17 protein-coding genes, 1 tRNA gene and 1 pseudogene are annotated in these 23,570 nt (G+C 52.6%); 7 read left to right on the forward strand and 12 right to left on the reverse strand.

Annotation, left to right across the window (positions count from 1 at the left end):
* Positions 1 to 80 precede the first annotated feature (80 nt).
* The 4 genes from ansB to trmB form a co-directional block, all read right to left on the reverse strand.
* The gene (ansB, locus tag OGX90_RS19535; RefSeq protein WP_003027108.1) at positions 81 to 1,127 is read right to left on the reverse strand and encodes an L-asparaginase 2; all 1,047 of its coding nucleotides are present in this window, start codon (positions 1,125 to 1,127) and stop codon (positions 81 to 83) included.
* A gap of 188 nt (positions 1,128 to 1,315) precedes the next feature.
* The gene (locus OGX90_RS19540; RefSeq protein ID WP_003825409.1) at positions 1,316 to 2,035 is read right to left on the reverse strand and encodes a YggN family protein; all 720 of its coding nucleotides are present in this window, start codon (positions 2,033 to 2,035) and stop codon (positions 1,316 to 1,318) included.
* A 49-nt stretch (positions 2,036 to 2,084) separates the two neighbouring features.
* Positions 2,085 to 2,411, reverse strand: a complete 327-nt coding sequence (locus OGX90_RS19545) for a YggL family protein (RefSeq protein WP_003027115.1) — start codon at positions 2,409 to 2,411, stop codon at positions 2,085 to 2,087.
* On the reverse strand, positions 2,411 to 3,130 hold the full coding sequence (gene trmB, locus OGX90_RS19550; RefSeq protein ID WP_003825406.1) for a tRNA (guanosine(46)-N7)-methyltransferase TrmB: 720 nt from the start codon (positions 3,128 to 3,130) through the stop codon (positions 2,411 to 2,413). The genes OGX90_RS19545 and trmB overlap by 1 nt, the downstream gene beginning before the upstream one ends.
* Positions 3,131 to 3,290: 160 nt before the next feature.
* On the opposite strand from trmB, the gene mutY reads away from it, so the two are divergent.
* From mutY to OGX90_RS19570, 4 genes are all read left to right on the forward strand, one after another.
* Positions 3,291 to 4,343 (forward strand): A/G-specific adenine glycosylase, encoded by a 1,053-nt coding sequence (gene mutY, locus OGX90_RS19555; protein ID WP_286624540.1) that lies wholly within the window; start codon positions 3,291 to 3,293, stop codon positions 4,341 to 4,343.
* Between the two features lie 27 nt (positions 4,344 to 4,370).
* Positions 4,371 to 4,640 (forward strand): oxidative damage protection protein, encoded by a 270-nt coding sequence (locus OGX90_RS19560; protein ID WP_003027126.1) that lies wholly within the window; start codon positions 4,371 to 4,373, stop codon positions 4,638 to 4,640.
* A gap of 86 nt (positions 4,641 to 4,726) precedes the next feature.
* The gene (mltC, locus tag OGX90_RS19565) at positions 4,727 to 5,812 is read left to right on the forward strand and encodes a membrane-bound lytic murein transglycosylase MltC (RefSeq protein ID WP_008785777.1); all 1,086 of its coding nucleotides are present in this window, start codon (positions 4,727 to 4,729) and stop codon (positions 5,810 to 5,812) included.
* Between the two features lie 210 nt (positions 5,813 to 6,022).
* Positions 6,023 to 7,279 (forward strand): nucleoside permease, encoded by a 1,257-nt coding sequence (locus OGX90_RS19570; protein WP_008785778.1) that lies wholly within the window; start codon positions 6,023 to 6,025, stop codon positions 7,277 to 7,279.
* Between the two features lie 52 nt (positions 7,280 to 7,331).
* Here OGX90_RS19570 and OGX90_RS19575 read toward each other — a convergent pair whose 3' ends face one another.
* Entirely contained in the window at positions 7,332 to 9,467 is a 2,136-nt protein-coding gene (locus OGX90_RS19575; RefSeq protein WP_071445577.1) for an ornithine decarboxylase, read from the reverse strand.
* Positions 9,468 to 9,935: 468 nt separating this feature from the next.
* On the opposite strand from OGX90_RS19575, the gene OGX90_RS19580 reads away from it, so the two are divergent.
* The 3 genes from OGX90_RS19580 (at position 9,936) to OGX90_RS19590 (ending at position 12,239) form a co-directional block, all read left to right on the forward strand.
* On the forward strand, positions 9,936 to 10,643 hold the full coding sequence (locus OGX90_RS19580; RefSeq protein WP_048215570.1) for a DUF554 domain-containing protein: 708 nt from the start codon (positions 9,936 to 9,938) through the stop codon (positions 10,641 to 10,643).
* Positions 10,644 to 10,748: 105 nt separating this feature from the next.
* Positions 10,749 to 10,824 (forward strand) — tRNA-Phe (locus OGX90_RS19585).
* A gap of 632 nt (positions 10,825 to 11,456) precedes the next feature.
* Positions 11,457 to 12,239, forward strand: coding sequence for a lipoprotein YafT (locus tag OGX90_RS19590; RefSeq protein WP_103284728.1), 783 nt, complete (start codon positions 11,457 to 11,459; stop codon positions 12,237 to 12,239).
* Between the two features lie 228 nt (positions 12,240 to 12,467).
* Here OGX90_RS19590 and OGX90_RS19595 read toward each other — a convergent pair whose 3' ends face one another.
* The 7 genes and pseudogenes from OGX90_RS19595 to icmH all read right to left on the reverse strand — a co-directional run bounded on the left by OGX90_RS19595 (position 12,468) and on the right by icmH (position 23,567).
* A complete protein-coding gene (locus OGX90_RS19595; protein WP_047408701.1) occupies positions 12,468 to 12,947 on the reverse strand; it encodes an Hcp family type VI secretion system effector in 480 nt (159 codons plus the stop codon).
* Positions 12,859 to 14,311, reverse strand: a pseudogene (locus tag OGX90_RS19600) (VasL domain-containing protein). The gene OGX90_RS19595 and the pseudogene OGX90_RS19600 overlap by 89 nt, the downstream one beginning before the upstream one ends.
* Positions 14,312 to 14,325: 14 nt before the next feature.
* Positions 14,326 to 17,811, reverse strand: a complete 3,486-nt coding sequence (tssM, locus tag OGX90_RS19605; RefSeq protein WP_474897275.1) for a type VI secretion system membrane subunit TssM — start codon at positions 17,809 to 17,811, stop codon at positions 14,326 to 14,328.
* 51 nt (positions 17,812 to 17,862) lie between these two features.
* Positions 17,863 to 19,284: a type VI secretion system protein TssA gene (gene tssA, locus OGX90_RS19610; RefSeq protein WP_457921894.1), complete on the reverse strand. Its 1,422-nt coding sequence runs from the start codon at positions 19,282 to 19,284 to the stop codon at positions 17,863 to 17,865.
* A gap of 4 nt (positions 19,285 to 19,288) precedes the next feature.
* The gene (gene vasI / locus OGX90_RS19615; protein WP_103284725.1) at positions 19,289 to 20,035 is read right to left on the reverse strand and encodes a type VI secretion system-associated protein VasI; all 747 of its coding nucleotides are present in this window, start codon (positions 20,033 to 20,035) and stop codon (positions 19,289 to 19,291) included.
* Entirely contained in the window at positions 20,032 to 22,770 is a 2,739-nt protein-coding gene (gene tssH / locus OGX90_RS19620; RefSeq protein WP_103284724.1) for a type VI secretion system ATPase TssH, read from the reverse strand. Before tssH ends, vasI begins: the two co-directional genes overlap by 4 nt.
* Positions 22,771 to 22,781: 11 nt before the next feature.
* Complete coding sequence (icmH, locus tag OGX90_RS19625; protein ID WP_374115577.1) at positions 22,782 to 23,567, reverse strand: type IVB secretion system protein IcmH/DotU; 786 nt, start codon at positions 23,565 to 23,567, stop codon at positions 22,782 to 22,784.
* Positions 23,568 to 23,570 lie beyond the last annotated feature (3 nt).

The following is a 23,570-nucleotide window of genomic DNA, read 5'->3' on the forward strand; positions in this document are numbered from 1 at the left end:
CATCAGGAAAATTGCCGGATGGCGGCTGCGTCTTATCCGGCCTACAGGGTTAGGGCGGTAAGCGCAGCCACCTTCATCGATTAATACTGATTAAACATTTCCTGGATCTGCTTAGGATCCTTGGTTTGAGTCAGCGCAAGCTGCAGCAGAACACGTGCTTTTTGCGGGTTCAGGGAACCTGAAGCCACAAATCCGTATTTTGCATCATCAACTTCTGCATCCTGTGTAGTGGCGCCCGTTGGTACACGGGATGAACGCACTACAACGGTACCTTTATGCGCGGCGGTTGCCAGCGTATCGAAAATGGTTTTATACAGGTTACCGTTACCTACACCCGCACTGACGATCCCGGCGTAACCCGCATCCACCAGCGCTTTTGCCGGCAGATCAGAGGCGTTAGCGTAGTTATAAACAATTCCAACTTTCGGCAGCTCGGTCAGCTTAGACACATCGAACGGAGTAGACGTGGTGTGCTTACGCGCAGGCGTACGCTGGTAGTCGATTTTACCGTTATGGATGTAACCCAGCGGGCCGTAGTTAACGGATTTGAAGGTAGCGACGTCGGTAGTGTTGGTTTTAGTCACGTCACGACCATCCATAACGGTGTCGTTCATCACCACCAGCACTCCGCGGTTGGCAGAGGCTTTGTCTGCGGCAGTTACTACCGCGTTATACAAGTTGAACGGGCCATCAGCGCTCATACCCGTAGACGGACGCATTGCACCGACCAGCACCACCGGCTTGTTGCACTTGACGGTCAGGTCGAGGAAATAGGCGGTTTCTTCCATGGTATCCGTACCATGTGTTACCACGAAGCCGTCGGTTTTATCACACTCGGTATTAATCTTTTTCGCCAGCGTTAACCAGACTTCGTCATTCATATCCTGGGAGCCGATATTCACCACCTGCTCGCCTTTAACGACAGCGATATCTTTCAATTGAGGTACGGCCTCAACCAGATTTTCTACGCCAACCTTGCCTGCCGTGTAGTTAGATTTTGTCGCGGAATCACCACCGCCGGCAATCGTTCCGCCAGTAGCTAAAATGGTGATGTTTGGCAGTGCAAGCGCCGCGCCGCTGAAACCCATAACCAGTGCGGCAAGTGCCGTTTTCTTGAAAAACTCCATGTTATTTCTCCAGTTACTTGAATTTGCAGCATTATGTCTATCCTACAGATGAATAATGTGACGAGTTCCAATTAACCAGATTTATATCTCCACCAAATTGCCGTTCTTAGAGATGGATATCAAAAAAACAGAAATATACAAAATAAAACGGCACAGAATGTTTCTGTGCCGTTAATAAGAGGTGAAGATTATTTCAGAGTGCTAACCAGCGTTTTACGATCGTTTTCCAGCGTCACAACGCGGGAACAAACATCTTTGCCAAACTGCTGGAAGTCTTGTTCCTGATTCTTCCATTCGTTCTGAATTGAGGTCTGCAAACCACCGAGGCTTCCGAGTACGCCCTGCAGTGGATTACCACCGCCTTTGAGCACGGCTTTCGCCCCCATCTCGTTGATGCTGTCCTGCAAAATGCCGCCCATCGCCTGATTCACCAGCTGTTGTCCGTCCGCGCGGACCTGATCAATCGCCTTATAATGGAAAGTCAGGCCATCAGTTCGATGCTCGATGATGCGGTTCATCTGCTCTTTCAATTGCGCATCCAGCTTGGTTAAGCGGCCACGCATGTTGCTGCTTTCACCGACCTCTTTGGCGATGATTTTGTCCAGCGCCACGCGACCTTTCTCTACGCGCGCTCTGGCACCTTCGTCGATCCACGGCAGGCTGCTACGCAACGCCGCCTGATAATCTTTGGCCTGCTCACGCTGTGCGGCGTTCAGGTTGTACTGTTTACCGTTGAAGGTGACATCACCAGCCTGGGTAATAACCAGGTCGCCATTCTCGCCCTTCACCTGCACCGTTTGTGGGCTCAAAATCACATCGTCACGCGGGGTGACGCTGCACTGGTAATCTGCATGTGCGGCCATCGCCGTGAACGTTAGGACTGCCGCCAGCAGCGTTTTGCGCATCATATCTTTCCCTCAATACAAATCGGGCCGGCATTTGCCGACCCTGTGCTACTTAGTCCCACCAAATATCGAAAAGTTCGCTGGTACGCACTTCTTCGAGTTTGTGCTCTTCCAGCCACTTACGCACGATTGCCTGGTGTTCTTCGGTGCATTTGCCGATTTCCTGCAGACAGATCAGACCTTCCCAGGCCAGATAGCCGCTGCCGTCAAAAGCCAGCTTGTTCGGTTCGATGACTTCATTGATAAAGTCATCAACGATTTGATCGACCTGCTCTCCAGATGTACCTTCCGGGAAACGCCATGCAACCGAAAATCCTACTTCCTGGAATTCTTCGATGTGCATCTTTTTACGCAGACGACGGCTACGGTTCTTTGCCATTATTTCACCCTCTCGAACATTAAGTCCCATACGCCGTGGCCAAGACGATGACCACGTTGTTCAAATTTGGTTACCGGGCGCGATTCCGGGCGCGGTACATAATCGTTACTCTCTGACTGGTTTTTATACCCGTCAATCGAGGACATCACTTCAAGCATGTGCTCCGCATACGCTTCCCAGTCGGTCGCCATATGGAACACGCCGCCCAGCTTCAGCTTACTTAAGATATGCTCAGCAAACGGTACCTGAACGATACGGCGTTTATTATGACGTGCTTTATGCCACGGGTCAGGGAAAAACAGCTGAACCATAGATAAAGAATTGTCAGGAATCATTTTATGCAGGACTTCAACGGCATCATGGCACATGACGCGCAGGTTCTCGACACCCTCTTCATGGGCTGAAGCCAGACACGCACCAACGCCCGGTGAGTGAACCTCAATGCCGAGGAAATTCTGTTCCGGACGCGCTTTCGCCATTGCAACCAGCGACGCTCCCATACCAAAACCGATTTCCAGCGTGACTGGCGCGTCACGGCCAAACAGTTCTGCGAAATCTACAGGCTCTTCGCTGAACTCAACGCCCATCACCGGCCAGTAGTTTTCCAGCGCGTGTTCCTGCCCTTTCGTCAGTCGCCCCTGGCGACGAACAAAACTACGAATCCGGCGCAGAGGGCGGCCGTTTTCATCAAATTCCGGTGAAATGACGTCGTTCTTCATAAAAGTTTAGTCTGCTGTGTTTGAGTTCTGAAAACGGGCATTATCCAAAGTTAGTTGCCGGATGCAAGTAAAGGAAGAAAGTGAGCAGCGGAAAGTTCCGGTTTACACCCCGTTGCCGCTGTGCTGCAATCTTGCCCCCGGCAATAATGAAACGGTAATCATGCAAGCGTCTCAATTTTCGGCTCAGGTTTTGAGCTGGTACGACAAATACGGGCGGAAAACGCTGCCCTGGCAAATTGACAAGACGCCTTACAAAGTATGGCTCTCTGAGGTAATGCTGCAACAAACTCAGGTTGCGACCGTTATCCCCTATTTTGAGCGCTTTATGGCGCGCTTCCCAACGGTAACGGATTTAGCCCATGCGCCGCTGGATGAAGTTCTGCATTTGTGGACCGGGCTGGGTTATTACGCCCGTGCGCGTAATCTGCATAAAGCCGCGCAGCAGGTTGTGACGCTGCATAGCGGTATATTTCCGCAAACCTTTGATGAAGTAGCCGCCCTACCTGGCGTCGGACGTTCAACCGCAGGCGCGATCCTTTCTCTCTCTCTGGGTCAGCATTTTCCGATTCTCGACGGTAACGTCAAACGCGTGCTGGCTCGCTGTTATGCTGTAAGCGGCTGGCCGGGTAAAAAAGAGGTCGAAAAGAAGCTGTGGGAGCTGAGCGAGCAAGTTACGCCAGCCCAGAGTGTTGAGCGTTTTAATCAGGCGATGATGGATTTAGGCGCCATGGTCTGTACGCGCTCAAAACCTAAATGTTCCCTGTGTCCGTTGGAAAATGGCTGTGTGGCGAGCGCCAATGCAAGTTGGGCGCTGTATCCCGGTAAAAAGCCCAAACAGACGTTACCGGAACGAACGGGCTATTTTTTACTGATGCAGCATGATGACGAAGTGCTGCTCTCACAGCGACCGCCCAGCGGCTTGTGGGGTGGTTTATACTGTTTTCCGCAGTTTGACGACGAAGATGGACTTCGCAACTGGCTGGCGCAACGACAAATTAACGCAGATAATCTGACCCAACTTAATGCGTTTCGCCATACCTTTAGCCATTTCCACTTAGATATTGTGCCTATGTGGCTTCCCGTGTCTTCATTCACCTCATGCATGGATGAAGGCAACGCGCTCTGGTATAACTTAGCGCAACCGCCGTCGGTCGGACTGGCGGCCCCCGTGGAGCGTTTGTTACAGCAATTACGTGCCGGTACACACGTTTAACGTACCGGACGATAGAGAGGACTTTTTATGAGCAGAACGATTTTTTGCACTTTCCTGCAACGCGAAGCAGAAGGCCAGGATTTTCAGCTGTACCCGGGCGATCTGGGAAAACGCATTTATAACGAGATTTCTAAAGAAGCATGGGCGCAATGGCAGCATAAACAGACCATGCTGATTAACGAGAAAAAACTCAATATGATGAACGTCGAACACCGTAAGTTACTGGAACAGGAGATGATTAACTTCCTGTTTGAAGGTAAGGATGTGCATATTGAAGGCTATACGCCAGAATCATAAGAACCGTTGCCGGATGGCGCTGCGCTTATCCGGCCTACGTTTTAATCTGGTCCTTGCAAACAACAAACACAACACGCACTCCCGGAATGATGAAAAAATTTCTCGCGCTTGCCGTTATTGCGCCGTTGCTCATCTCCTGTTCCAGTTCGACCAAAAAAGGCGATTCCTATAACGAAGCCTGGGTCAAGGATACCAACGGTTTTGATATTCTGATGGGGCAATTTGCCCATAATATTGAGAATTTGTGGGGATTTAAGGAAGTGCTGATTGCGGGTCCGAAGGACTACGTCAAGTATACCGATCAGTATCAAACCCGCAGCCACATCAACTTTGATGACGGTACGATAACCGTCGAGACCATTGCCGGGACAGATCCCGCCGGACACCTGCGTCGGGCGATTATTAAGACATTGCTGATGGGCGATGATCCGGGATCTATCGACCTCTATTCCGATGTCGACGACATTAAGATTTCCAAAGAGCCATTCCTGTACGGACAGGTGGTTGATAATACCGGCCAGCCCATTCGTTGGGAGGGACGTGCCACCAACTTTGCCAACTACCTGCTGCAAACACGACTTAAAAGCCGCAGCAATGGCCTGCGTATCATCTATAGCGTGACGATCAATCTGGTACCGAACCACCTTGATAAGCGCGCGCATAAATACGTTGGCATGGTGCGTCAGGCTTCACGTAAGTATGGCGTCGACGAGTCGCTGATTCTGGCTATCATGCAAACCGAATCCTCGTTTAACCCGTATGCGGTGAGCCATGCCGATGCGCTGGGACTGATGCAGGTGGTACAGCACAGCGCCGGGAAAGATGTGTTCCGCTCGCAAGGGCGCTCAGGCACACCAAGCCGTAGCTTCTTGTTTGACCCGGCCAGCAACATTGATACCGGTACGGCCTATCTGGCAATGCTCAACAATGTCTATTTGGGCGGTATCGATAATCCGACCTCACGTCGCTATGCGGTAATCACCGCGTATAACGGCGGCGCGGGCAGCGTGCTACGCGTGTTCTCGAACGATAAAATTCAGGCCGCGAATATCATTAACAGCATGTCTCCTGGTGACGTTTATCAAACGCTGACCACCCGACATCCCTCTGCTGAATCACGCCGATACCTTTACAAGGTCAATTCCGCACAAAAATCCTATCGACGCCGCTAATGTATCCCCCTTCAGCCCCCTAAACCGGGGGCCTGAAGCACCAAAAATGTTAACTCCATCACTCTTTTGCTTTGCAATCAGAAATTGTTTGCAAATATTTGTCACAGGTAACAAAAAAAGAGTGCATCTCATTGATAGAATCACATCATATAGCCACGGCAAATGTGCCTTTTAAAACATTCATCCGCATTACGGTGTGAGGAAATTAACATGAATCTTAAGCTGCAGCTGAAAGTTCTCTCGTTTCTGCAGTTCTGCTTATGGGGTAGTTGGCTCACTACCCTCGGCTCCTATATGTTTGTCACCCTTAAATTCGATGGTGCATCCATTGGCGCGGTGTATAGCTCGCTGGGGATCGCCGCCGTGTTTATGCCAACGCTGTTAGGGATCGTGGCCGATAAATGGATCAGTGCGAAGTGGGTTTACGCCCTTTGCCACCTGGTCGGCGCAGGAACGCTGTTTGCCGCAGCCGAAGTCACCACGCCAGGGGCCATGTTCTTTGTGATCTTGCTTAACTCCCTGGCCTATATGCCAACACTGGGGCTAATCAACACCATCTCCTACTATCGCCTGCAATCTGCCGGGATGGATATCGTTACCGACTTCCCGCCAATTCGTATCTGGGGCACCATCGGCTTTATTCTGGCGATGTGGGCCGTGAGCTTCTCCGGCTTTGAACTGAGCCATATGCAGCTGTACATCGGTGCGACATTGTCCCTGGTACTGGTACTGTTCACCCTGACGCTGCCGCATATTCCGGTTGCCAATCAGCAGAAAAACCAGAGCTGGACATCAATGCTCGGTCTGGATGCTTTCGCGCTGTTTAAAAACAAGCGTATGGCGATTTTCTTCATCTTCTCAATGATGCTGGGCGCAGAGCTGCAGATTACCAATATGTTTGGTAACACCTTCCTGCACAGCTTCGATAACAACCCACTGTTCTCCGGTAGCTTTATCGTGGAACACGCATCAGTGATGATGTCGATTTCACAGATTTCCGAGACGTTGTTTATCCTGACCATCCCGTTCTTCTTAAGCCGTTACGGTATTAAGAACGTGATGCTTATCAGTATTGTGGCGTGGATGCTGCGCTTCGGCCTGTTTGCCTATGGCGATCCAACGCCGTTCGGTACCGTGCTGCTGGTTCTGTCGATGATTGTTTACGGCTGCGCCTTCGACTTCTTCAACATCTCTGGTTCTGTGTTCGTGGAGAAAGAAGTACGCCCTGAAATCCGCGCCAGCGCACAGGGTATGTTCCTGATGATGACCAACGGCTTCGGTTGTATTCTGGGCGGACTGGTGAGCGGTAAAGTTGTTGAACACTATACGCTGAACGGTATTACCGACTGGCAGACCGTGTGGTTGATCTTCGCAGGTTACTCGCTGGTTCTGGCTTTTGCCTTCGTTGCGCTGTTTAAATACAAACACGTACGCGTTCCAGCAGGCACACAGACTATCGCGCACTAACGTTTACGCAGAGAAAAGCGGGTTACCAAAAGGTAACCCGCTTTTTTTGCGCTTACTTCACCACATATCCATACAGACGCTTAATACCGTCTGCATCCGTTTCACTGTAAACACCTTGCAGCTCCGGCGAGAAGCCTGGCAGCAGGTTTACGCCCTCTTCCAGCGCCAGAAAATATTGCTGTACCGCCCCACCCCATACTTCGCCCGGTACCACGCACAGCACGCCCGGAGGATAAGGCAGCGCACCTTCCGCCGCAATGCGGCCAGCTGCTTCACTAATCCGCACCAGTTCAACATCACCACGGATAAAAGCGCTGTTCGCATCCTGTGGGTTCATCGCCACGGCAGGTAAACTTTCCTGACGGAACATCGCTTTTTGCAGATCTTTCACATCAAAGCTGACGTACAGTGAGTGCATCTCCTGGCACAGTTCACGCAGGGTGTAATCCCGATAGCGTACCGGATACTTATTGAAGATGGTTGGCAGCACATCTGCCAGCGGCGTATCGTCTTCAATATGCTGCTCAAACTGCGCCAGCATCGCCACCAGTTGCGCCAGTTTCTCTGCGCTTTCTGCCGGGGTCAGCAGGAACAGAATCGAGTTAAGGTCGCATTTCTCCGGCACGATGCCGTTTTCACGCAGGTAATGCGCCAGAATCGTCGCCGGAATACCAAACTCGGTATATTGCCCGGTTTGTGCGTCAATGCCTGGAGTGGTTAACAGCAGTTTGCAAGGGTCAACGAAATACTGGTCGCGCGCGTAGCCGGAAAAACCATGCCATTTAGCACCTGGTTCAAAGCTAAAGAAGCGGCGCTCGCTGGCAATCACCTGCGTCGGATAGCTTTCCCACGGTTTGCCATCAACTACCGGGGGAATAAACGGCTGAATCATCTTGCAGCGGGTAAGAACCGCTTTACGGGCCTCAATGCCCAGCGTCACACACTCCGCCCATAGCCGACGGCCGCTCTCGCCTTCATGGATTTTGGCGTTAACATCCAGCGCCGCAAACAGCGGGTAAAACGGACTGGTAGAAGCATGCAGCATAAATGCATTATTCAGACGCTTATGCGGGCAGAACCGCGCCTGACCGCGAATATGGTTATCCTTTTTGTGGATCTGCGAGGTTTGCGAGAATCCGGCCTGCTGTTTGTGTACCGACTGGGTGACAAAGATCCCCGGATCGTTAGCATCGAGATCCAACAGCAGCGGTGACCCATCGGCCATCATCGGAATAAATTGTTCGTAGCCGACCCATGCGGAGTCAAACAGGATGTAATCACAGAGATGACCGATCTTGTCGATCACCTGCCGGGCATTGTAGATCGTACCGTCATAGGTGCCGAGCTGAATGATCGCCAGACGGAACGGGCGCGGTTGATCGGCCTTTTGCGGCGCAACCTCGCGAAGTTGCTGGCGCAGATACTCCTCATCAAAGCAGTGCTCGTCAATACCGCCAATAAAGCCAAACGGATTACGCGCCGCTTCCAGATACACCGGCGTCGCACCCGCCTGGATCAGCGCACCGTGGTGGTTCGACTTATGGTTATTACGGTCAAACAGCACCAGATCGCCGCGCGTCAGCAGCGCATTGGTTACTACTTTATTGGCCGCAGAAGTCCCGTTCAGCACAAAGTAGGTTTTATCCGCGTGGAAAACTTTCGCGGCAAATTTCTGCGCATGTTTCGCCGAGCCTTCATGAATCAGCAGATCGCCAAGCTTAACGTCGGCGTTGCACATATCCGCGCGAAACAGATTCTCGCCAAAGAACTCGTAGAAATGGCGCCCCGCGGGATGCTTTTTAAAGAACTCACCGTGTTGATGTCCTGGGCAGGCAAATGTGCTGTTCCCCATCTCGACATACTGAGTCAACGTGTCATAGAACGGCGGCAGCAAATCTTCTTCATACTGACAGGCAGCAGACTCCAGCTCCAGCCAGTCCTGCGCCTGACCGCGAATGACCGCATTCACACCCATCGGCAGATCAACATCCGACTCTGCGAACAGAAACACGGGTATATGAAAACCGGTGCGTTTCAGCAAAGCAAGGATCCCGCTGCGGCTATCCGCAACGGTAATGACGACTGCCGCAACGTCAGTAAAATCAGTACTGTCCAGCGACACCACCTGACGATGGCTGGACAGACGAGAAACCAGTTCTCCACTGGCGGCAATTTTCATTGATTTCATAAGCGCAATAACCCGTTTCGGGAAAATCAAAAGTCCCGGACAAAGCCATATTGCTTTGCCCACGAAATGACAGGTCAAACTGGTTACCAGCCCCGACCGCCAGACATCAGTAAAAGCAGATAGCCTCTGATTTTACTGTTATCCTGCAGTGAGCGTGCGCTGCCCTCACCGCATGGTGGGAGCGTAAAGATAAGTCGCAGGAAGGGGCAAACGTCGCGCAAAAAGGCGATGTTGAAGGCGATGTAGGGGGAGTAATATCATCCCAGGCAGCCCCATTCAGACAGGAGAAAATTCGCGCAATCATGGCACCTTTCACTTTCAGGCGCAAGATAAAATCCGGAGCCTGAACCTCACAGATAAACAAGCAATCCGCCTGTCAATCGCGGCATAATAATGCAATCTGAAAACATATTTTACCCAGAGAATTGCCTTTAGCATCAAGACGATAATGGGTATGCAGGAGCAAACGTGGTAATTGGACCCTTTATTAATGCTGGCGCTATTTTATTTGGTGGTGTTCTCGGCGCACTACTCAGTCAGCATTTACCGGAACGCATTCGTGCCTCCATGACCTCCATATTCGGACTGTGCTCTTTGGGAATTGGTATTTTGCTGGTTATCAAGTGCGCTAACCTACCGGTGATGGTTCTGGCTACGTTGGTCGGTGCATTAATTGGCGAGTTCTGTTATCTGGAAAAAGGGATCAATACCGCGGTTGCCAAAGCGCAGCAGCTTTTCACCCGGTCGGATGCCAACACCACGCACGAATCCTTCATCCAGAGCTATGTGGCCATCATCGTGCTATTTTGCGCCAGTGGTACCGGGATCTTCGGGGCAATACATGAAGGGATGACCGGCGATCCAAATATTTTAATCGCCAAGTCGTTTCTTGATTTCTTCACGGCCATCATTTTTGCCTGTTCATTAGGTATCGCGGTATCGGCAATTTGTGTACCAATGCTGGCAATCCAGTTAACGCTTGCCACCTGCGCGGCAATGATTTTGCCCCTAACGACGCCAGCCATGATGGCCGATTTCAGCGCCGTAGGTGGGCTACTGTTGTTGGCAACCGGTTTACGTATTTGTGGAATCAAAATGTTTGCGGTTGTGAATATGCTTCCTGCCCTTCTGCTGGCAATGCCGCTTTCTGCCGCGTGGACGGCATTTTTTGCCTGAGAATGCGTGCAATAGCAACAATGTGGTGATAGATTGTGCAGTCTGCGTTGATTTGAAGAAATTTCGTTGACGAAACGAAGCGAATCGGTTTTAATGCGCCTCGTTGCCCGGATAGCTCAGTCGGTAGAGCAGGGGATTGAAAATCCCCGTGTCCTTGGTTCGATTCCGAGTCCGGGCACCACTATTTAGAAAAACCAGCCTTAGGGCTGGTTTTTTGCTTTTGGCGAAGCGGACTCTTCATCGAACTTAGCCAACTGCTCACCTCCAATTCGTCTACTCTTATACACAAATTAGATTGGCAGAAGTCGCGTGTAAGCTGCTGGCATCTACCTTTCTCTGCAACACACAAGACCATGGGTGAATCCAGGACGTTGAGACACACCGCCCCCCACCTGTATACCCGAAATCTTAAAATCTGATCCGAAGGAGACGCTTCTTGTCTTACTCTGATGTTGTATATTCCAGAATTTTCATCATTTATTCCCGGCTTAAATTCATTCAGGAGAACAAACCAATATTAGTGTTAAGGCAATAATATAGTTTTACTCCCGAATATTGCATCCCCCTAAAAACTCTTCGTACTGTTATAATTCTCCCAATAATACTGCCAGCCAGCCCCACACGGATAAACTGTACTCTGCAATAGGATTGCATATATTTAAATAATACATACAAAACCATCAATTATTATTTAACCGAATGTTTTAATAAACAGCAATTCTCTTTTTAGGTCTTTATTTCATGTGTATAATTCAGTTTGAGTTTTCAGATAAATAATTGCAGGAAACACCTGACGCCATTGAGGATGCAAATATGAATTCCAGGTCAGCAGTATTTTTATGTACAGCAGTATTTCTGCTAGCTGGCTGCGCGCCACACTCTCCTATTGATGCAAAGAAAGCAGGGGCACGGACAGAGAACGGTGTAAGTAAGACTGCTTCAGCACAGCAACTGACGGACAAGGATATTTTCGGCAATGAAACTACGCTGGCGGTGTCCGAAGAGGAGATCCAGGCTGCGCTGGAAGGGAATGTATTTCGCGTACCTCTGAATTCCCCTGTTATTCTGGTACAGTCCGGTAGCCGAGCACCGGAAGCCATCATGCAGCAGGAAATGAGTCGATATTATACCGTCGCAACCTTCTCCGGTATCCCGGACAGGCAAAAGACCGTGACTTGTAATAAAGATAAAAATAAAGACGAGAGCCAGGATATTGCTGTTGTAGAAAACATGAACTGGATGCAGGCTCTGCGTTATGTCGCCGCGAAAGGTCATCAGAAAGCAATCATCGTTTATCAGGATACATTGCAGTCAGGCAAATATGACGCTGCGACAAAAAACATGGTCTGGTCAGATTATAAAAATGAAAAACTAACCGACAATACATCACTACGTTATCTGGTGCGTTTCACTCTAGTGGACGTGGCAACAGGTGAATGGGCTACCTGGTCGCCGGTCAATTATGAAGATAAAATGCTGCTACCACTGCCAGGGAAAAAAAATGCCGCAGAAGCAACTGCTGAAAAGCAATTTTCGCAGCTTAAGCAAAAAGCCTATGCCTCAATGGTTAAAGACCTGGTGAACCGTTACCAGTAATCCGTCCTGGCTACCGCCGATAATTTGCGGCGGTAGCCATCGATATGAAAATTTCAGGGTGTACGGCTCACCTTTTTTGCTGACAGATAATGCCATTGACCGCGTAGAATATCTATGCGGGGATTAACCAGACAACTTCGACTTTTGCTATAGACCCCAGATATTTTTGCAGACAAGAGCTGCAATGATGATTGGATCGAAATAAATACTCTTCACAATGTATATTCCTCAGAAAAGCCGCTCCTCCCACAAGCTATAGGCGCTGGTTCCAGCAATACAGTGCTCCTGGGTAATACTTTCATAGCTCAGTGACAATGATTCTTCCGGTTGCCCCTGGCTGTTATTAATGGTGTGAGGCACAACATGCTTGATGCTGGCGATACGGGCATTAATCAGCTTCACTTTGTAATACAGTTCATTAATGCCAAAGCGGTTGGTACGATAATACTCAAAATCGCAGGTCAGACACTCATTCTCACTGATGGCTTTAGTCAGTAACGGGGAGGATTTATCCACCGGCTTCTGGATCACCAGCGTCTGATGATTCACATTCTGTGCGCGAGTCAGTGCGTGGGACAAACCCAGCACCATAATCTGATCCGTATGCGTAATCTGCGCTTTATTGCCAATGGAGGCCATGGAAGAACAGCCTGCGGAGATCAGCCCCTGAAGGTCGCCGTTCAATGTCATATAAACCGGATTTGCCATAGTAAACTCCTTTTATTTCGTCGTTATTTTCCGGATTTGATTTCAGTTGTCGCTTCCGGCATTTCGCCGTTTTTCAGCAGCATCCAGCGGCTTAACACGCCGTCCAGTCGCTCATTAATCTGTTTTTCCAGCGCCTGCGTGTTCTGACCCTGTGTCCGAGCGTCATGGTACTGCGTCAGTAATGATTCCAGCGGTGTCTCCTGCCCCAGCCTACGCTCGGCCTGCCAGATGACATTTTTTATATAAGAAAGTGTCAGTCCTTCTTTCTCGCTCTGCATCACAAGGTCAGCAAAGGCGTGTAAATCCTGGCGAGTCTGTAACCAGCCCCGTAGCTGTGGACTGTTCTGTGCTCGAGTTTTCAGGGTTTCACTCCACTGAGCAGAGGCCTGTTGTTGTTGCAGGCTTTCCGGCCAGCGAGTGTCCGCTGTGCGCATCATCTGCATCCCGGTCTCCAGCAGTTGTAATGGCGACGTATCAGGAAGCAGTTGCAACTGTTGTCCGTAACTGTCCAGGTCCGGTGATGTCAGCCAGACCGTTGCCGCGCCCTGTGCCGTATCCCTGACCTGTGCCAGTTGCTGTTGCATCGGGTACACCTGCCACCACCAGAGTACTGCGGCGATAACCGCAGTAGCGGCGATACCGGCCATAAAACCTTTCACCGGACTGCCCTGATCGGCAATACACCCATTATCCGCCAGACCACGGACTTCCACCCTCATCTCCGGCAATTCGGGGAGAGAAGAGAGTGTCTCAGTAACCATGGGCGCATTACTTTCCGGGGCATAGACCAGCGTTCTGACGGTGGCCTGTGGGACAGCATCTGTATTATTCCGGGGTTGCGGCTCCAGCCGTTTGCGCGTGTTCTGTATAAAATAAAGCAGATTCTCCACACGCGGCGGGTGTTTAAGCTCCACCTGCTGGAGTTTGTCACAGATAAGCTGTAAGGCCCGTTCGGTACGGTACAGCAGAGGCAGGTCGCTTTCCGCAAAGGAGGTCTGCTGGCGCAGGATATTTCCGCTACGGGTGTTAAGCCAGTCCAGCATATCAGTACGAGCAGATCCACCCTGCGGCCAGAATTTGTCCCATTCATAGGTAATCATTGCCGCCAGCAGTTCGGCTCCTTCACAAAAACCGACCAACCCCTGCGTGCGGGTACGCGCCAGGGTGTAGTAAGTGACCGTGTGCAAATCCACGCCATTAGCCTTAAAAATTGTCAGCGCCAGCGATTCCACCAGCCTCCAGTTCATTTCCGGCTGAGACGGGTGGCTAGCCTTGTTGATTTCCTCGCGAATAGCGATGAACTCCGGCAGATTACGCGGATCACTGCCAGTGACGATAGTTTGTATGAGTGCGTCGTTGCTCATCCCGGTCTCCTTCCTCAGTACAGCGTGTCCGTTAGCCGGAACTGACTGAACAGTCCACCACTAAACGGGTTGTCTTCAGTATCAGCGTGTATCCGGTAGACCATCGCGCCACTGTCCACGTTAAAGCGCACGCTGAATGTCCCCTCTTCCACGCTGGTTAACTGGCCTGCACCAAATAGCCGGAACTGCGCCCACGGCCCACTGAAACTGATACTTCGCGGTGCCCCACCATTGGTGCTAACCAGCGTCAGTTTGCTTTCATTACCTTCCCGCATGTTGTTCGGCCAGACCAGATGAGCGGTGTAATTACGCCCTTGGCTGTAGTCAATTAATTGCCCGTCCAGATTCAGTACACTGCGGCGCTTATTGCCGGAAAGCGAGACGGTCTCCACCGCAAACTGTGTTCCCAGGCCATTCTGCTTACTGAAGAATATGTCACGGACTTTCTGCGCGGTATCCAGTTGCCGGATGATGTCCTCACGGATAATCACGCCGTCCCCCCCGTCACGACTTAAATCATTCTCAATAAACAGTTTCAGGTTCTGCTGATAAAAGGTATCCAGCACACCGTCCGGTTTAAAGAAACGTTCAAATGCATCCAGCGAGGCATCTTGGGATGAACGTGGATTAAACGGATAGTTATTTGCAAGCTGTTCGTTGAACGGTTTCACCACGTTGTCACGCCAGTCAATTTCCATATAGTGAACCGCTTCCACCATCACCACATGCCAGGCCTGGTCGGCGAGTTTACCCACCCAGCGATTAAGTGGTGCAGGAAGCGTTTTCGCCATCTGGCGGGTAGCAAATATAGGGTCACTGCTGTTCTGGTCAAGGCGGAGCTGAACAGCTTTCAGCGCCGATTTCCCCGGTACCGGCGCATTCTGGATAGCCAGCAGGTAGCGATGCAGTTCCGTTAGCTGCTGATAGACCGCCTGTAAGGTATTTTCCTTGTTATTCTGCACTGCCAGGGTAGCGTTTTCCGGTGCGAACTCATGTCCGAGACGCGTCAGCAGGCGATAATCCGGCTCTGCCTGCATATCTTCTCGCTCTTTATCAGAGAGCTTTTCAGAGAGAATGGCTGGCTGCGTATTATCCCGCAGCGCCGTCAGCGCACGCTGCAACGGCTGATCGCCGCTGATAACCTGCTCCAGTGAGCCGGTCAGTTGTACAATGGATTCATAATCGCGCACATTGAGGTTGTCCATCCCCGCCCGCCAGGTGGCGGTATAGTCGCTGATATACTGCTCGGTCAACTGGCGCTGAATTTCAGCACGATCGGCTTGGCTGTATTTGACACTTTGGGTAAGATTCAACACCCAGGAATCCATCGCTGTCAGTTCTACCAGCGCATCACGTTGCTTCACAAAATAACTTTGCAGGCCATAGCGGGTGAGAAACTGCGGAATCACCAGTTTGTTGTCATCAGGGGCAACGAAGATCTGATCGAACGTCGGACCAATCTGATCGCGCAGGTTCAGATCGGCAGGCAGGACACCAAGCGCCCGTGTTTTCAGACTTTGGTAAACACGCTGGTAAACAGGTAGTTTACTTAACTCTTTCTGTGCAGCCACCACCAGACCGTCATACGGTGTCCAGCGGCTGATGACATCCCCGTCGCCCGCTGTACGCTCTGCGTGCCAGTCGGTGTGCTTCAACGCGTAGTCGAGGTGCGACATCAGTTGCGCCTGGATGTCCTGCTTGCCGTGGAACTCGTCACTCCAGCGCTTCGCCATGTACAGCTTAACCACTTCATGATTACGTCCGCTTTTATCCTCCAGCATTCTCATCACACGCAACACGGCGAGTTTTTCTTCGCTCTCTGGCGGTGCAGCATTCATTTCTTTCACCAGACCGTTAAACAGCGCAGGCAAAAAGCGCTGATCCAACAGTTGCAGATAGGTTTGTTCGACATACGGTCCGACGCGCCGTCCCTGATACAATCCCATATCCGCCAGGCGACTGCGGTCATCCCAGTTTCCATAGGCCAGCGTCGCGTCGCGCACCGGGTTAAGCAGCGGTAGTTGCATATTACCGTAGTCATCAATCCCTTGCGGAGGCGTGATCGCCATAAAGGCTTCCGCCTGTTTCAGCACCTGTACGCCGGAGGCGTAGTTATTATTATAATAATGGTGCCATCCGGTGATGAGCAGTAATGCCGCCACCCCACCCACTGCGGAAAAAGACGTAAGACGGCGACGGCTGTTTATCAGCCAGGTGCGGCTTTCTCCAGCCAGATTTGGCTCCGCCAGCAGCGCTTGTGGAAACAGATTGCGGGTAAAGTAAGATGCGGTATCCACCAGCGGCCAGGCGATCAGTGGACTGCCATCCAGCCGATACTGCCGGGCGGCAGATTGCGTAAAGATGTCATCCATTTGGCCCCGTTGCAGTGACGAAGTGAGGTATACCCCACGCAGCATCACATCCATATTTTCACCGTCCAGCAGGCTGTCGAGCAGGGCGACCAGGTAGTCCCGGCTTCCCTGTATCTGGCGGGAAAAACTGAACAGGGAACTGCGCATATGCGTCTGCAAGAGCATCAGATCCGGCAAGGCATGGTTCATTTGATCGCACCATGTCTGCCAGAAAGCATCCAGCTCCGCGCGCCAGTCCTCGTTTTCATGAGCGCAGCGGGTGAAGGTAACACCCAGAATCGTATCGCGATCTTTTTTGTTCAGTGACTGAAACAGGGCGGCAAAGCCGTGTAACAAATCCAGCCGCGTCAGCACCACGTAAACCGGTAGCTGACAGTGGAGGTGCTGGCGCATATCCTGCAAACGGCTGCGCAGCGTCTGCAACAGATGCTCACGACGGCGTTTGTCAGCCGTCAGCAGGTCAGGTAAGTCGAGAGTGATAATGATCCCGTTCAGCGGCTGGCGGGCACGTTTTTCCACCAGCCAGTCCAGAACGTGCTCCCATAATCGACGGTGCAGGACATCAGCATCCGGCTGTTCACAGAGCGAGCCATCAATATCAAAAATCACCGCCTGTTTTCCGACATGCGGCGTCAGGTACACTCGTTGTTCTGCACCACGAACCGTTTCCGGCGTATAAATGATATCGGACGGAAATCCCTCACGTAACAGTGCGGTTTTACCGCTCCCGGCAGGGCCGATGACCATATACCACGGTAGTTGCCACAGATAACGACGGTTGTCGAGATGGCGTTGCAGGCGCAGTAACCACCAGTCGAGGTAACGCTGTTGCGCATTCAGCTCGACGCTCAGCGGGTCTTGCGCTTCCTTACGTTGTTGTTTTTGTTGTTTCTCAAGCTGTTGCAGGCGCTTCATCACCCGGACGGTGAGCCACCCCAGGGCGATAATCCCCCATGCCGACGTCGCCAGCCAGCGATTGGACAGCGGTTTAAGCCACAGCTCGTCATACAACGACCATGACGGGCCTTTCCACCAGATCCACACCAGCAGGAAAACCCATGCCAGCACCAGCAGCCAGAACGCGGAGACCTTAAACCGTGGCATCGCGGGTCGCAAAACTGATTTCATGCCACTAAACAGTCGGGGGGTCGGTATTCTCACAAAAACTCCTGTTATCTCTTACTGTTCTGCCGTGAACTTCTGTTCAAGCTGCTCAAGTAGTGATGGTTCCCACTCTGCCAGCACTATTCGCAAGCCGGTGTTGAACAGCATCCGAAACTGTTGCTGCGCCATTTTTGCCATTCCAGCATCGTCCATCAGTTGTGCGCCAAAATACTGACGATAAAACTGGTCACGGGGGGAACCTTCGGGCAGCGTATCCAGATACCGTAATGCAGCCTCCAGCCCCTGTTCAGTAAAACAGGCCAAGGCGTTCTGCCATTCCTCGCCGGATTGCTGTGCTGATACGGGCTGAGCGGAGGACGGCGAGGCGGTCATCCACTGTTTTGTCTGACTGCTGATAAAGGGCGTATGGTCGTTAAACAGCAGAGTGGAAAGCTGGGGCAAACGGGTAAGAAAACCGATAGCTTCTTCATGGATAGCCTCTGCCACGGCGGTGTAGCCCAGCCGCTGCGCAACCTGCGCTGAAAGGTAATGACCGTCAAACCAGTAGGGCGCCAGAAGTGCGCTTTTCTCTACCTGTTGCCACAGCGTCATGTCGGCATTGTTCAGACGCGCATGAAAATCATCCATCATATCGGCAGGGAACGCGGCCAGCGGTGTGCGTCCGTTACTTTCAGCCTGCGGCGCGGAGGTAATTGCCAGCCACAGCGCATGGCGACGCAGACGGTAGCCAAGCGGCACGTCCGGCTGGCGTTCGCATAAAATGGCAGCGACTTTCAGCAACGTATCGCGCCAGGCTTTGTCGTCATGGCTGTCAATATTCATCACCGGTGCGGGGGCTACCGAAGATGGCGCAGGTGCAGATGCGACCGGCACAGTAGAAAGCGGTACAGAAGCGACGGCAGATTGTGCTGCAACGGGCGTTTCGGCAGGTTCGCTGTCGCGAAATGCCCGCATGTACAGCGCAGCAACATCATCCGTTGCCTGCGCCAGTTCAGTCGCGTTATTGTCCTGCCACAGTAGCGCCAGTTTTGCCAGTTCACCCAACAACAGATCGCGCTGCGTCGCAGCAGCATTCTCTGCAAAACCGGAAATGCCCGCCTCAAAACGCTTTATGACCTGGGCGGCAAAACGTTTTTTATGCGCCATTCCCGGTGCTGCCACCGTCCAGTAATGCTCCACGTAAAGCGCCAGCAAACGCAGCGCCAGCAGCGGATCACCGGCGTGCTGCAGGGTACGTAAAAGATGGGTCAGCAGGCGAAAATCCTTGCTTTTAGAGGCCAGGAGCGTCAACCCCCGGCGCTGAATTTCCGGGATATCAAGCTGGCTGTGAGCCAGAGAGCCGAGTTTAAGCATGTCGCCGTCAATATATTCCCAGTCAGGATTATCATCTTTCAGCACAGAGGTCAGTTTGTCTTCCGGCAGATTTTCCAGCAGATGCGATATCCAGATATCCGGGTTACGTAAGTCCATTACCATTTTATTATTCTCCCGCCCAGTGACAGGCATCGCGCAGCGGCGCGATGGTTTTCGCCAGCCCGTCAATATTAAAGGTCAGTTTCCCGGCCGCACTGTCCGTGCCCGTGTCGATGGTCAGCGTTTTTGCACCAAAAAGCTGTTTAATTTCGTCGATTCCGGATAATCCCCGGCTGGACTCCAGCAGGGTGCCGTTTTCACGGATAAACCAGCGAGACTGAAAGCGCCCGTGATCAGTAGTCAGCGTCACGGCGATATCACTGGACGTCATGGAATGTGTCAGCGCCACCTGCATCCGGCTGATGTTGTCCACGCAACTGAACATCAGTACCGGACGCGGCGGGACGTTGCCGATAGCGGGCGTGGTGATAATCACCGTCGGATGTTCTCCGTCGCTTTGCGTTATCATCAATGCGGTGGAGTTGTCCGGACGCTGTTTTTCCTGAGCAAAAGCCCGTTTCCAGGCCTCACCTTCATAACGGGCCTTTACCAGCGCGCCATCAAAACTGGATTGCCCCGGAGCCAAAATATGGTCATAGCAGTCGAGTCGTTCCAGCGCCGCAGGCTCCTGGCGACAGGACTGCATCGCTTTCAGCGTGGCCTGTGTATCCGGCTCGGGGGATGTGGTGCTGCTCAGCGCGGCCACGACGCCGGGTACGGGTGGCGTTTTCGCGAACGAAATACCCGCAGACAATCCCGCCAGCAGGCCAGCCATCAGCAGTCCGGTTTGCCGGAGCGTCTGCATTCTGCTCATAAAACAGCTTCGTCCTCTGTTTTGGTTTCGGGCTGAGTATCCTCATCCGGCACATCTTCAATGTCAGCAGTAAATGCGCCGTCCACTACGTCCAGCGTAATGCAGGCAATGGCGATGCTCGCCGCCATTTTCTGCAACAGCAACAGGGACAGTGGCGGCAGCATCTCGCCGTCGATAACCGATTCCAGCATTCGCGCACCGTTTTCGGCGCGGGTGACGCGCTGCATGATTTCGTCAGTGACAGCCGATGCAATCACCACTTCCGCGTTAAAGCGGGTTCGCAGCACGTTATCCAGCCTTGCCAGCTTCCCGGCGATAATGACCGAGAGCGTTTCTTTAGATAACGGCAGGTAAGGCACCACTTCCATACGAGCCAGCAGCGCGGGTTTGAAGAAGTCCGCCAGCACCGGGTACAGCGCGTCCTGCATTAATTCCAGATTGTCGGCATGTTCGACAATCACCTGGTATCCGAGGTTAGACGTCAGGAAAAAGACGATATTTTTGCAGTCGATCAACCGGCCTTCACCATCGGCCATCTCGCCCTTGTCGAACGCCTGGTAAAAAAGATTGAGCACATCTGGGTGCGCTTTTTCCACCTCGTCAAGCAGCACCACAGAGTAGGGATTCTGGCGAATCGCTTCGGTCAGTACGCCACCCTCACCGTAGCCGACATAGCCCGGAGGGGAGCCAATCAGGCGCGAAACGGTGTGTTTCTCCTGGAATTCCGACATATTGATGGTGGTGAGGTACTGGCGACCGCCATAAAGCAGTTCTGCCAGCTGTAGTACGGTTTCGGTTTTACCCACGCCGCTGGGACCAGCCAGCAGGAATGCGCCAAGCGGTCGTCCCGGACGGCGCAGATCGGCGCGGGCGGTCAACAGGTGTTTATGCAGGTGCCTGATCGCCAGATCCTGGCCTTTTATGGTCTCACCCAGCCACTGAGGTAAGTCAGTAATCACTGACATTTCGTTTTGCGACAGGCGGTTAAGCGGCACGCCAGTCCATTCGGCAATCACGGCGGCAATCTGTTTTTTATCGACGTGCGGGGAAATCAGCAGTTGCGTATGGTGCAACGCCTCCAGTTCAGCAGTTAACTGCACGAGACGAACAGCAGGAGGGATTTCAGGTTCCGCGCCCGTCTGCTCGGCCTCGGGTTCATCCGTTGATACGACGTTATCGTCAGCGTCCGGTAGCGTGATGTCTTCACTGCTGCTGGCGTCGGTTTCTTCCAGCAACCCTTTACGCAGCGAGATAATTTCCTGGACCAGCGCCTGCTGCTGGTGCCATGCCGCTTCCAGTTCATCCAGTTCGGTCAACGTTTCGTCATACTGGACGATAACTTCAGTCAGTCGTGAGGTATCCGACCGCAGGCCGATGCGGATTTCACGCTCAAGCTGGCGCATTTCCGCCTCGCACTGGTGACGCAGGGTGGTCAGCGCCGAAATTTGCTTCGGCGGCGACGAGAGGTTAATCGCCACGCGGGCACAGGCTGTGTCCAGTACGTCGATGGCTTTATCCGGCAACTGACGACCAGAGAGGTAACGCTCGCTTAACGTCGCCGCTGCCTGTAAGGCTTCATCATCAATCAATACGCCGTGCGATTGCTCATATACCGCCGACAGACCGCGCAGAATAATAGTCGCTTCTGCAGCCGTGGGTTCACTGACTTTCACCAGTTGGAAACGGCGCGACAGGGCGGCGTCTTTCTCGAAATATTTTTTGTACTCACTCCAGGTGGTGGCGGCGATGGTTTTCAGCTCGCCGCGTGCCAGCGCCGGTTTGAGCAGGTTAGAGATATCCAGCCCGCCCTGTTGATTCCCCGCGCCAATCAGCGTATGGGCTTCGTCGATAAACAGAATGACGGGGTTGGGTGACTGAATGACTTCTGCCATCAGCCCCTTAAAACGCTTCTCGAACTCACCCTTAACGGATGCGCCCGCCTGCAATGCGCCAAGATCGAGCGTCATAATATCGGTATCGCGCAACTTGTCCGGCACCAGGCCTGCGACAATACGAAGCGCCAGTCCTTCAATGAGCGCACTCTTACCGACGCCCGCCTCACCGACCACGACCGGGTTATTTTTGCGGCGACGGCAGAGAATATCGATCATCAGGTCGATTTCATTATCGCGGCACAGGACCGGATCGAGTTTGCCGTTACGGGCGTCTGCGGTCATGTTTTTGGCGTAGCGGCCAAGCAGGCTGTCGCCGGTATCGTTTTTAGTACTGACGGTCCGCCCGCCAGCATCCGGTACGACTGACTCCGCCGACTCGCGCGTCCACTCAGCAAAGTCCTGTTGCAGGCGATCGCGGTTGATGCCGATGAGCAACCGGGCAGCGGCAGACGGGACATAGCGTAGCGGCGAATGCAGCAGAGCCAGCAGCAGTGTTCCACCGCGCAGCTCGCTATGCTGCATCTCGGCAGAGGCCAGCAGCCAGCCCTCTTTCAGCCACTCGACCAGCATCGGCGAAAATGCCGGGTAGCTGTCTGTCGCTCGCGACGTCGTGTAATTTTCCACCTTCAGTGCCTGGCGAAGCGCATTTGTATCAATTTCTGCCCGGTCAGCAATCACCCTCACGTCACTGCGCACCGCTGCCAGCATCTGCAACAGCACATGTGCCACGGTGATTTCCATTGCCTGCTGGCTCATACACTCTGCTGCCGCCGCCTCCAGCGCCTGGCGGGAAAACGGGTTAAGATGCTTAACCAGAGAGGCCAGATTAATCTGGATCATATGTCGTGTCCTTACCTGGCAAGCAGCCGGTTCAGTTGATGCAGAATATCCTGCGTCTGGCTGTCCAGCCGCAGCAGATAAAAGAAATAAAACAGCGCCAGCACGACGATGCCGCCGCAGAGAATATGTCGGATGGTCAATCGTTTGATAAGCTGATAGCGTCCGCCCTGCGTTTTTTTATCCTGATGCAGCAGCGGAAAAGGCGCATCGCCACGAAGCTGATGCAAAACGTGATGCAGGCGGCGATATATCTGTTCAAACTCCCCTTGATCCTGCGCAGCCACCCTGTAGCGCCCGCGAAACCCCAGCGAAAAGCACAGAAATAAAAACTCAAGCAGATCCTGATAGCGCTTTGGCTCACGAATCAAGCGCTCCAGCAGGATGAACACTTTTTCACCGCCCCAGGCTTCGTTATGGAAATGCACAAGTAACGACTGTTTGATCCATTCGTTTTTGTTCGACCAGCCGTTCCCCAGTGCAGCTTCATCAATAAAGGTGCAGAGAACATAACGAAACGAGACAATCACGCCCGGCTCGTAGCCCTGTTCCTGTAGCAGTTGCTCCACAGCCTGAACGTCCGTCACCACCTGCGCAAAAAGGTGTTCCGGCATACTCTGGCTGTTCATCCCGTCCACGCGCATCACCATCCCCAGCAGGGGTGTGGCGGCGTCAATCATCGGGTTTATGCTGTTGCCGCGCAGAGCCAATCGGTACTGGCGACCAGAGAGACTTTCGTCCGCGAGCTGCGGCGCAGTATTGACCTTTCCCGACGGGTTCCCTGTGGTCAGACTGTCAATGGA

Source organism: Citrobacter sp. Cpo012 (assembly GCF_030333015.1).
GTDB lineage: Bacteria > Pseudomonadota > Gammaproteobacteria > Enterobacterales > Enterobacteriaceae > Citrobacter > Citrobacter portucalensis.

Coding starts and splice junctions, on each gene's coding strand:
- ansB (WP_003027108.1), bottom strand. CDS start 1,127: ATGGAGTTTTTCAAGAAAACGGCACTTGCCGCACTGGTTATGGGTTTC.
- OGX90_RS19540 (WP_003825409.1), bottom strand. CDS start 2,035: ATGATGCGCAAAACGCTGCTGGCGGCAGTCCTAACGTTCACGGCGATG.
- OGX90_RS19545 (WP_003027115.1), bottom strand. CDS start 2,411: ATGGCAAAGAACCGTAGCCGTCGTCTGCGTAAAAAGATGCACATCGAA.
- trmB (WP_003825406.1), bottom strand. CDS start 3,130: ATGAAGAACGACGTCATTTCACCGGAATTTGATGAAAACGGCCGCCCT.
- mutY (WP_286624540.1), top strand. CDS start 3,291: ATGCAAGCGTCTCAATTTTCGGCTCAGGTTTTGAGCTGGTACGACAAA.
- OGX90_RS19560 (WP_003027126.1), top strand. CDS start 4,371: ATGAGCAGAACGATTTTTTGCACTTTCCTGCAACGCGAAGCAGAAGGC.
- mltC (WP_008785777.1), top strand. CDS start 4,727: ATGATGAAAAAATTTCTCGCGCTTGCCGTTATTGCGCCGTTGCTCATC.
- OGX90_RS19570 (WP_008785778.1), top strand. CDS start 6,023: ATGAATCTTAAGCTGCAGCTGAAAGTTCTCTCGTTTCTGCAGTTCTGC.
- OGX90_RS19575 (WP_071445577.1), bottom strand. CDS start 9,467: ATGAAATCAATGAAAATTGCCGCCAGTGGAGAACTGGTTTCTCGTCTG.
- OGX90_RS19590 (WP_103284728.1), top strand. CDS start 11,457: ATGAATTCCAGGTCAGCAGTATTTTTATGTACAGCAGTATTTCTGCTA.
- OGX90_RS19595 (WP_047408701.1), bottom strand. CDS start 12,947: ATGGCAAATCCGGTTTATATGACATTGAACGGCGACCTTCAGGGGCTG.
- tssM (WP_474897275.1), bottom strand. CDS start 17,811: ATGAAATCAGTTTTGCGACCCGCGATGCCACGGTTTAAGGTCTCCGCG.
- tssA (WP_457921894.1), bottom strand. CDS start 19,284: ATGGTAATGGACTTACGTAACCCGGATATCTGGATATCGCATCTGCTG.
- vasI (WP_103284725.1), bottom strand. CDS start 20,035: ATGAGCAGAATGCAGACGCTCCGGCAAACCGGACTGCTGATGGCTGGC.
- tssH (WP_103284724.1), bottom strand. CDS start 22,770: ATGATCCAGATTAATCTGGCCTCTCTGGTTAAGCATCTTAACCCGTTT.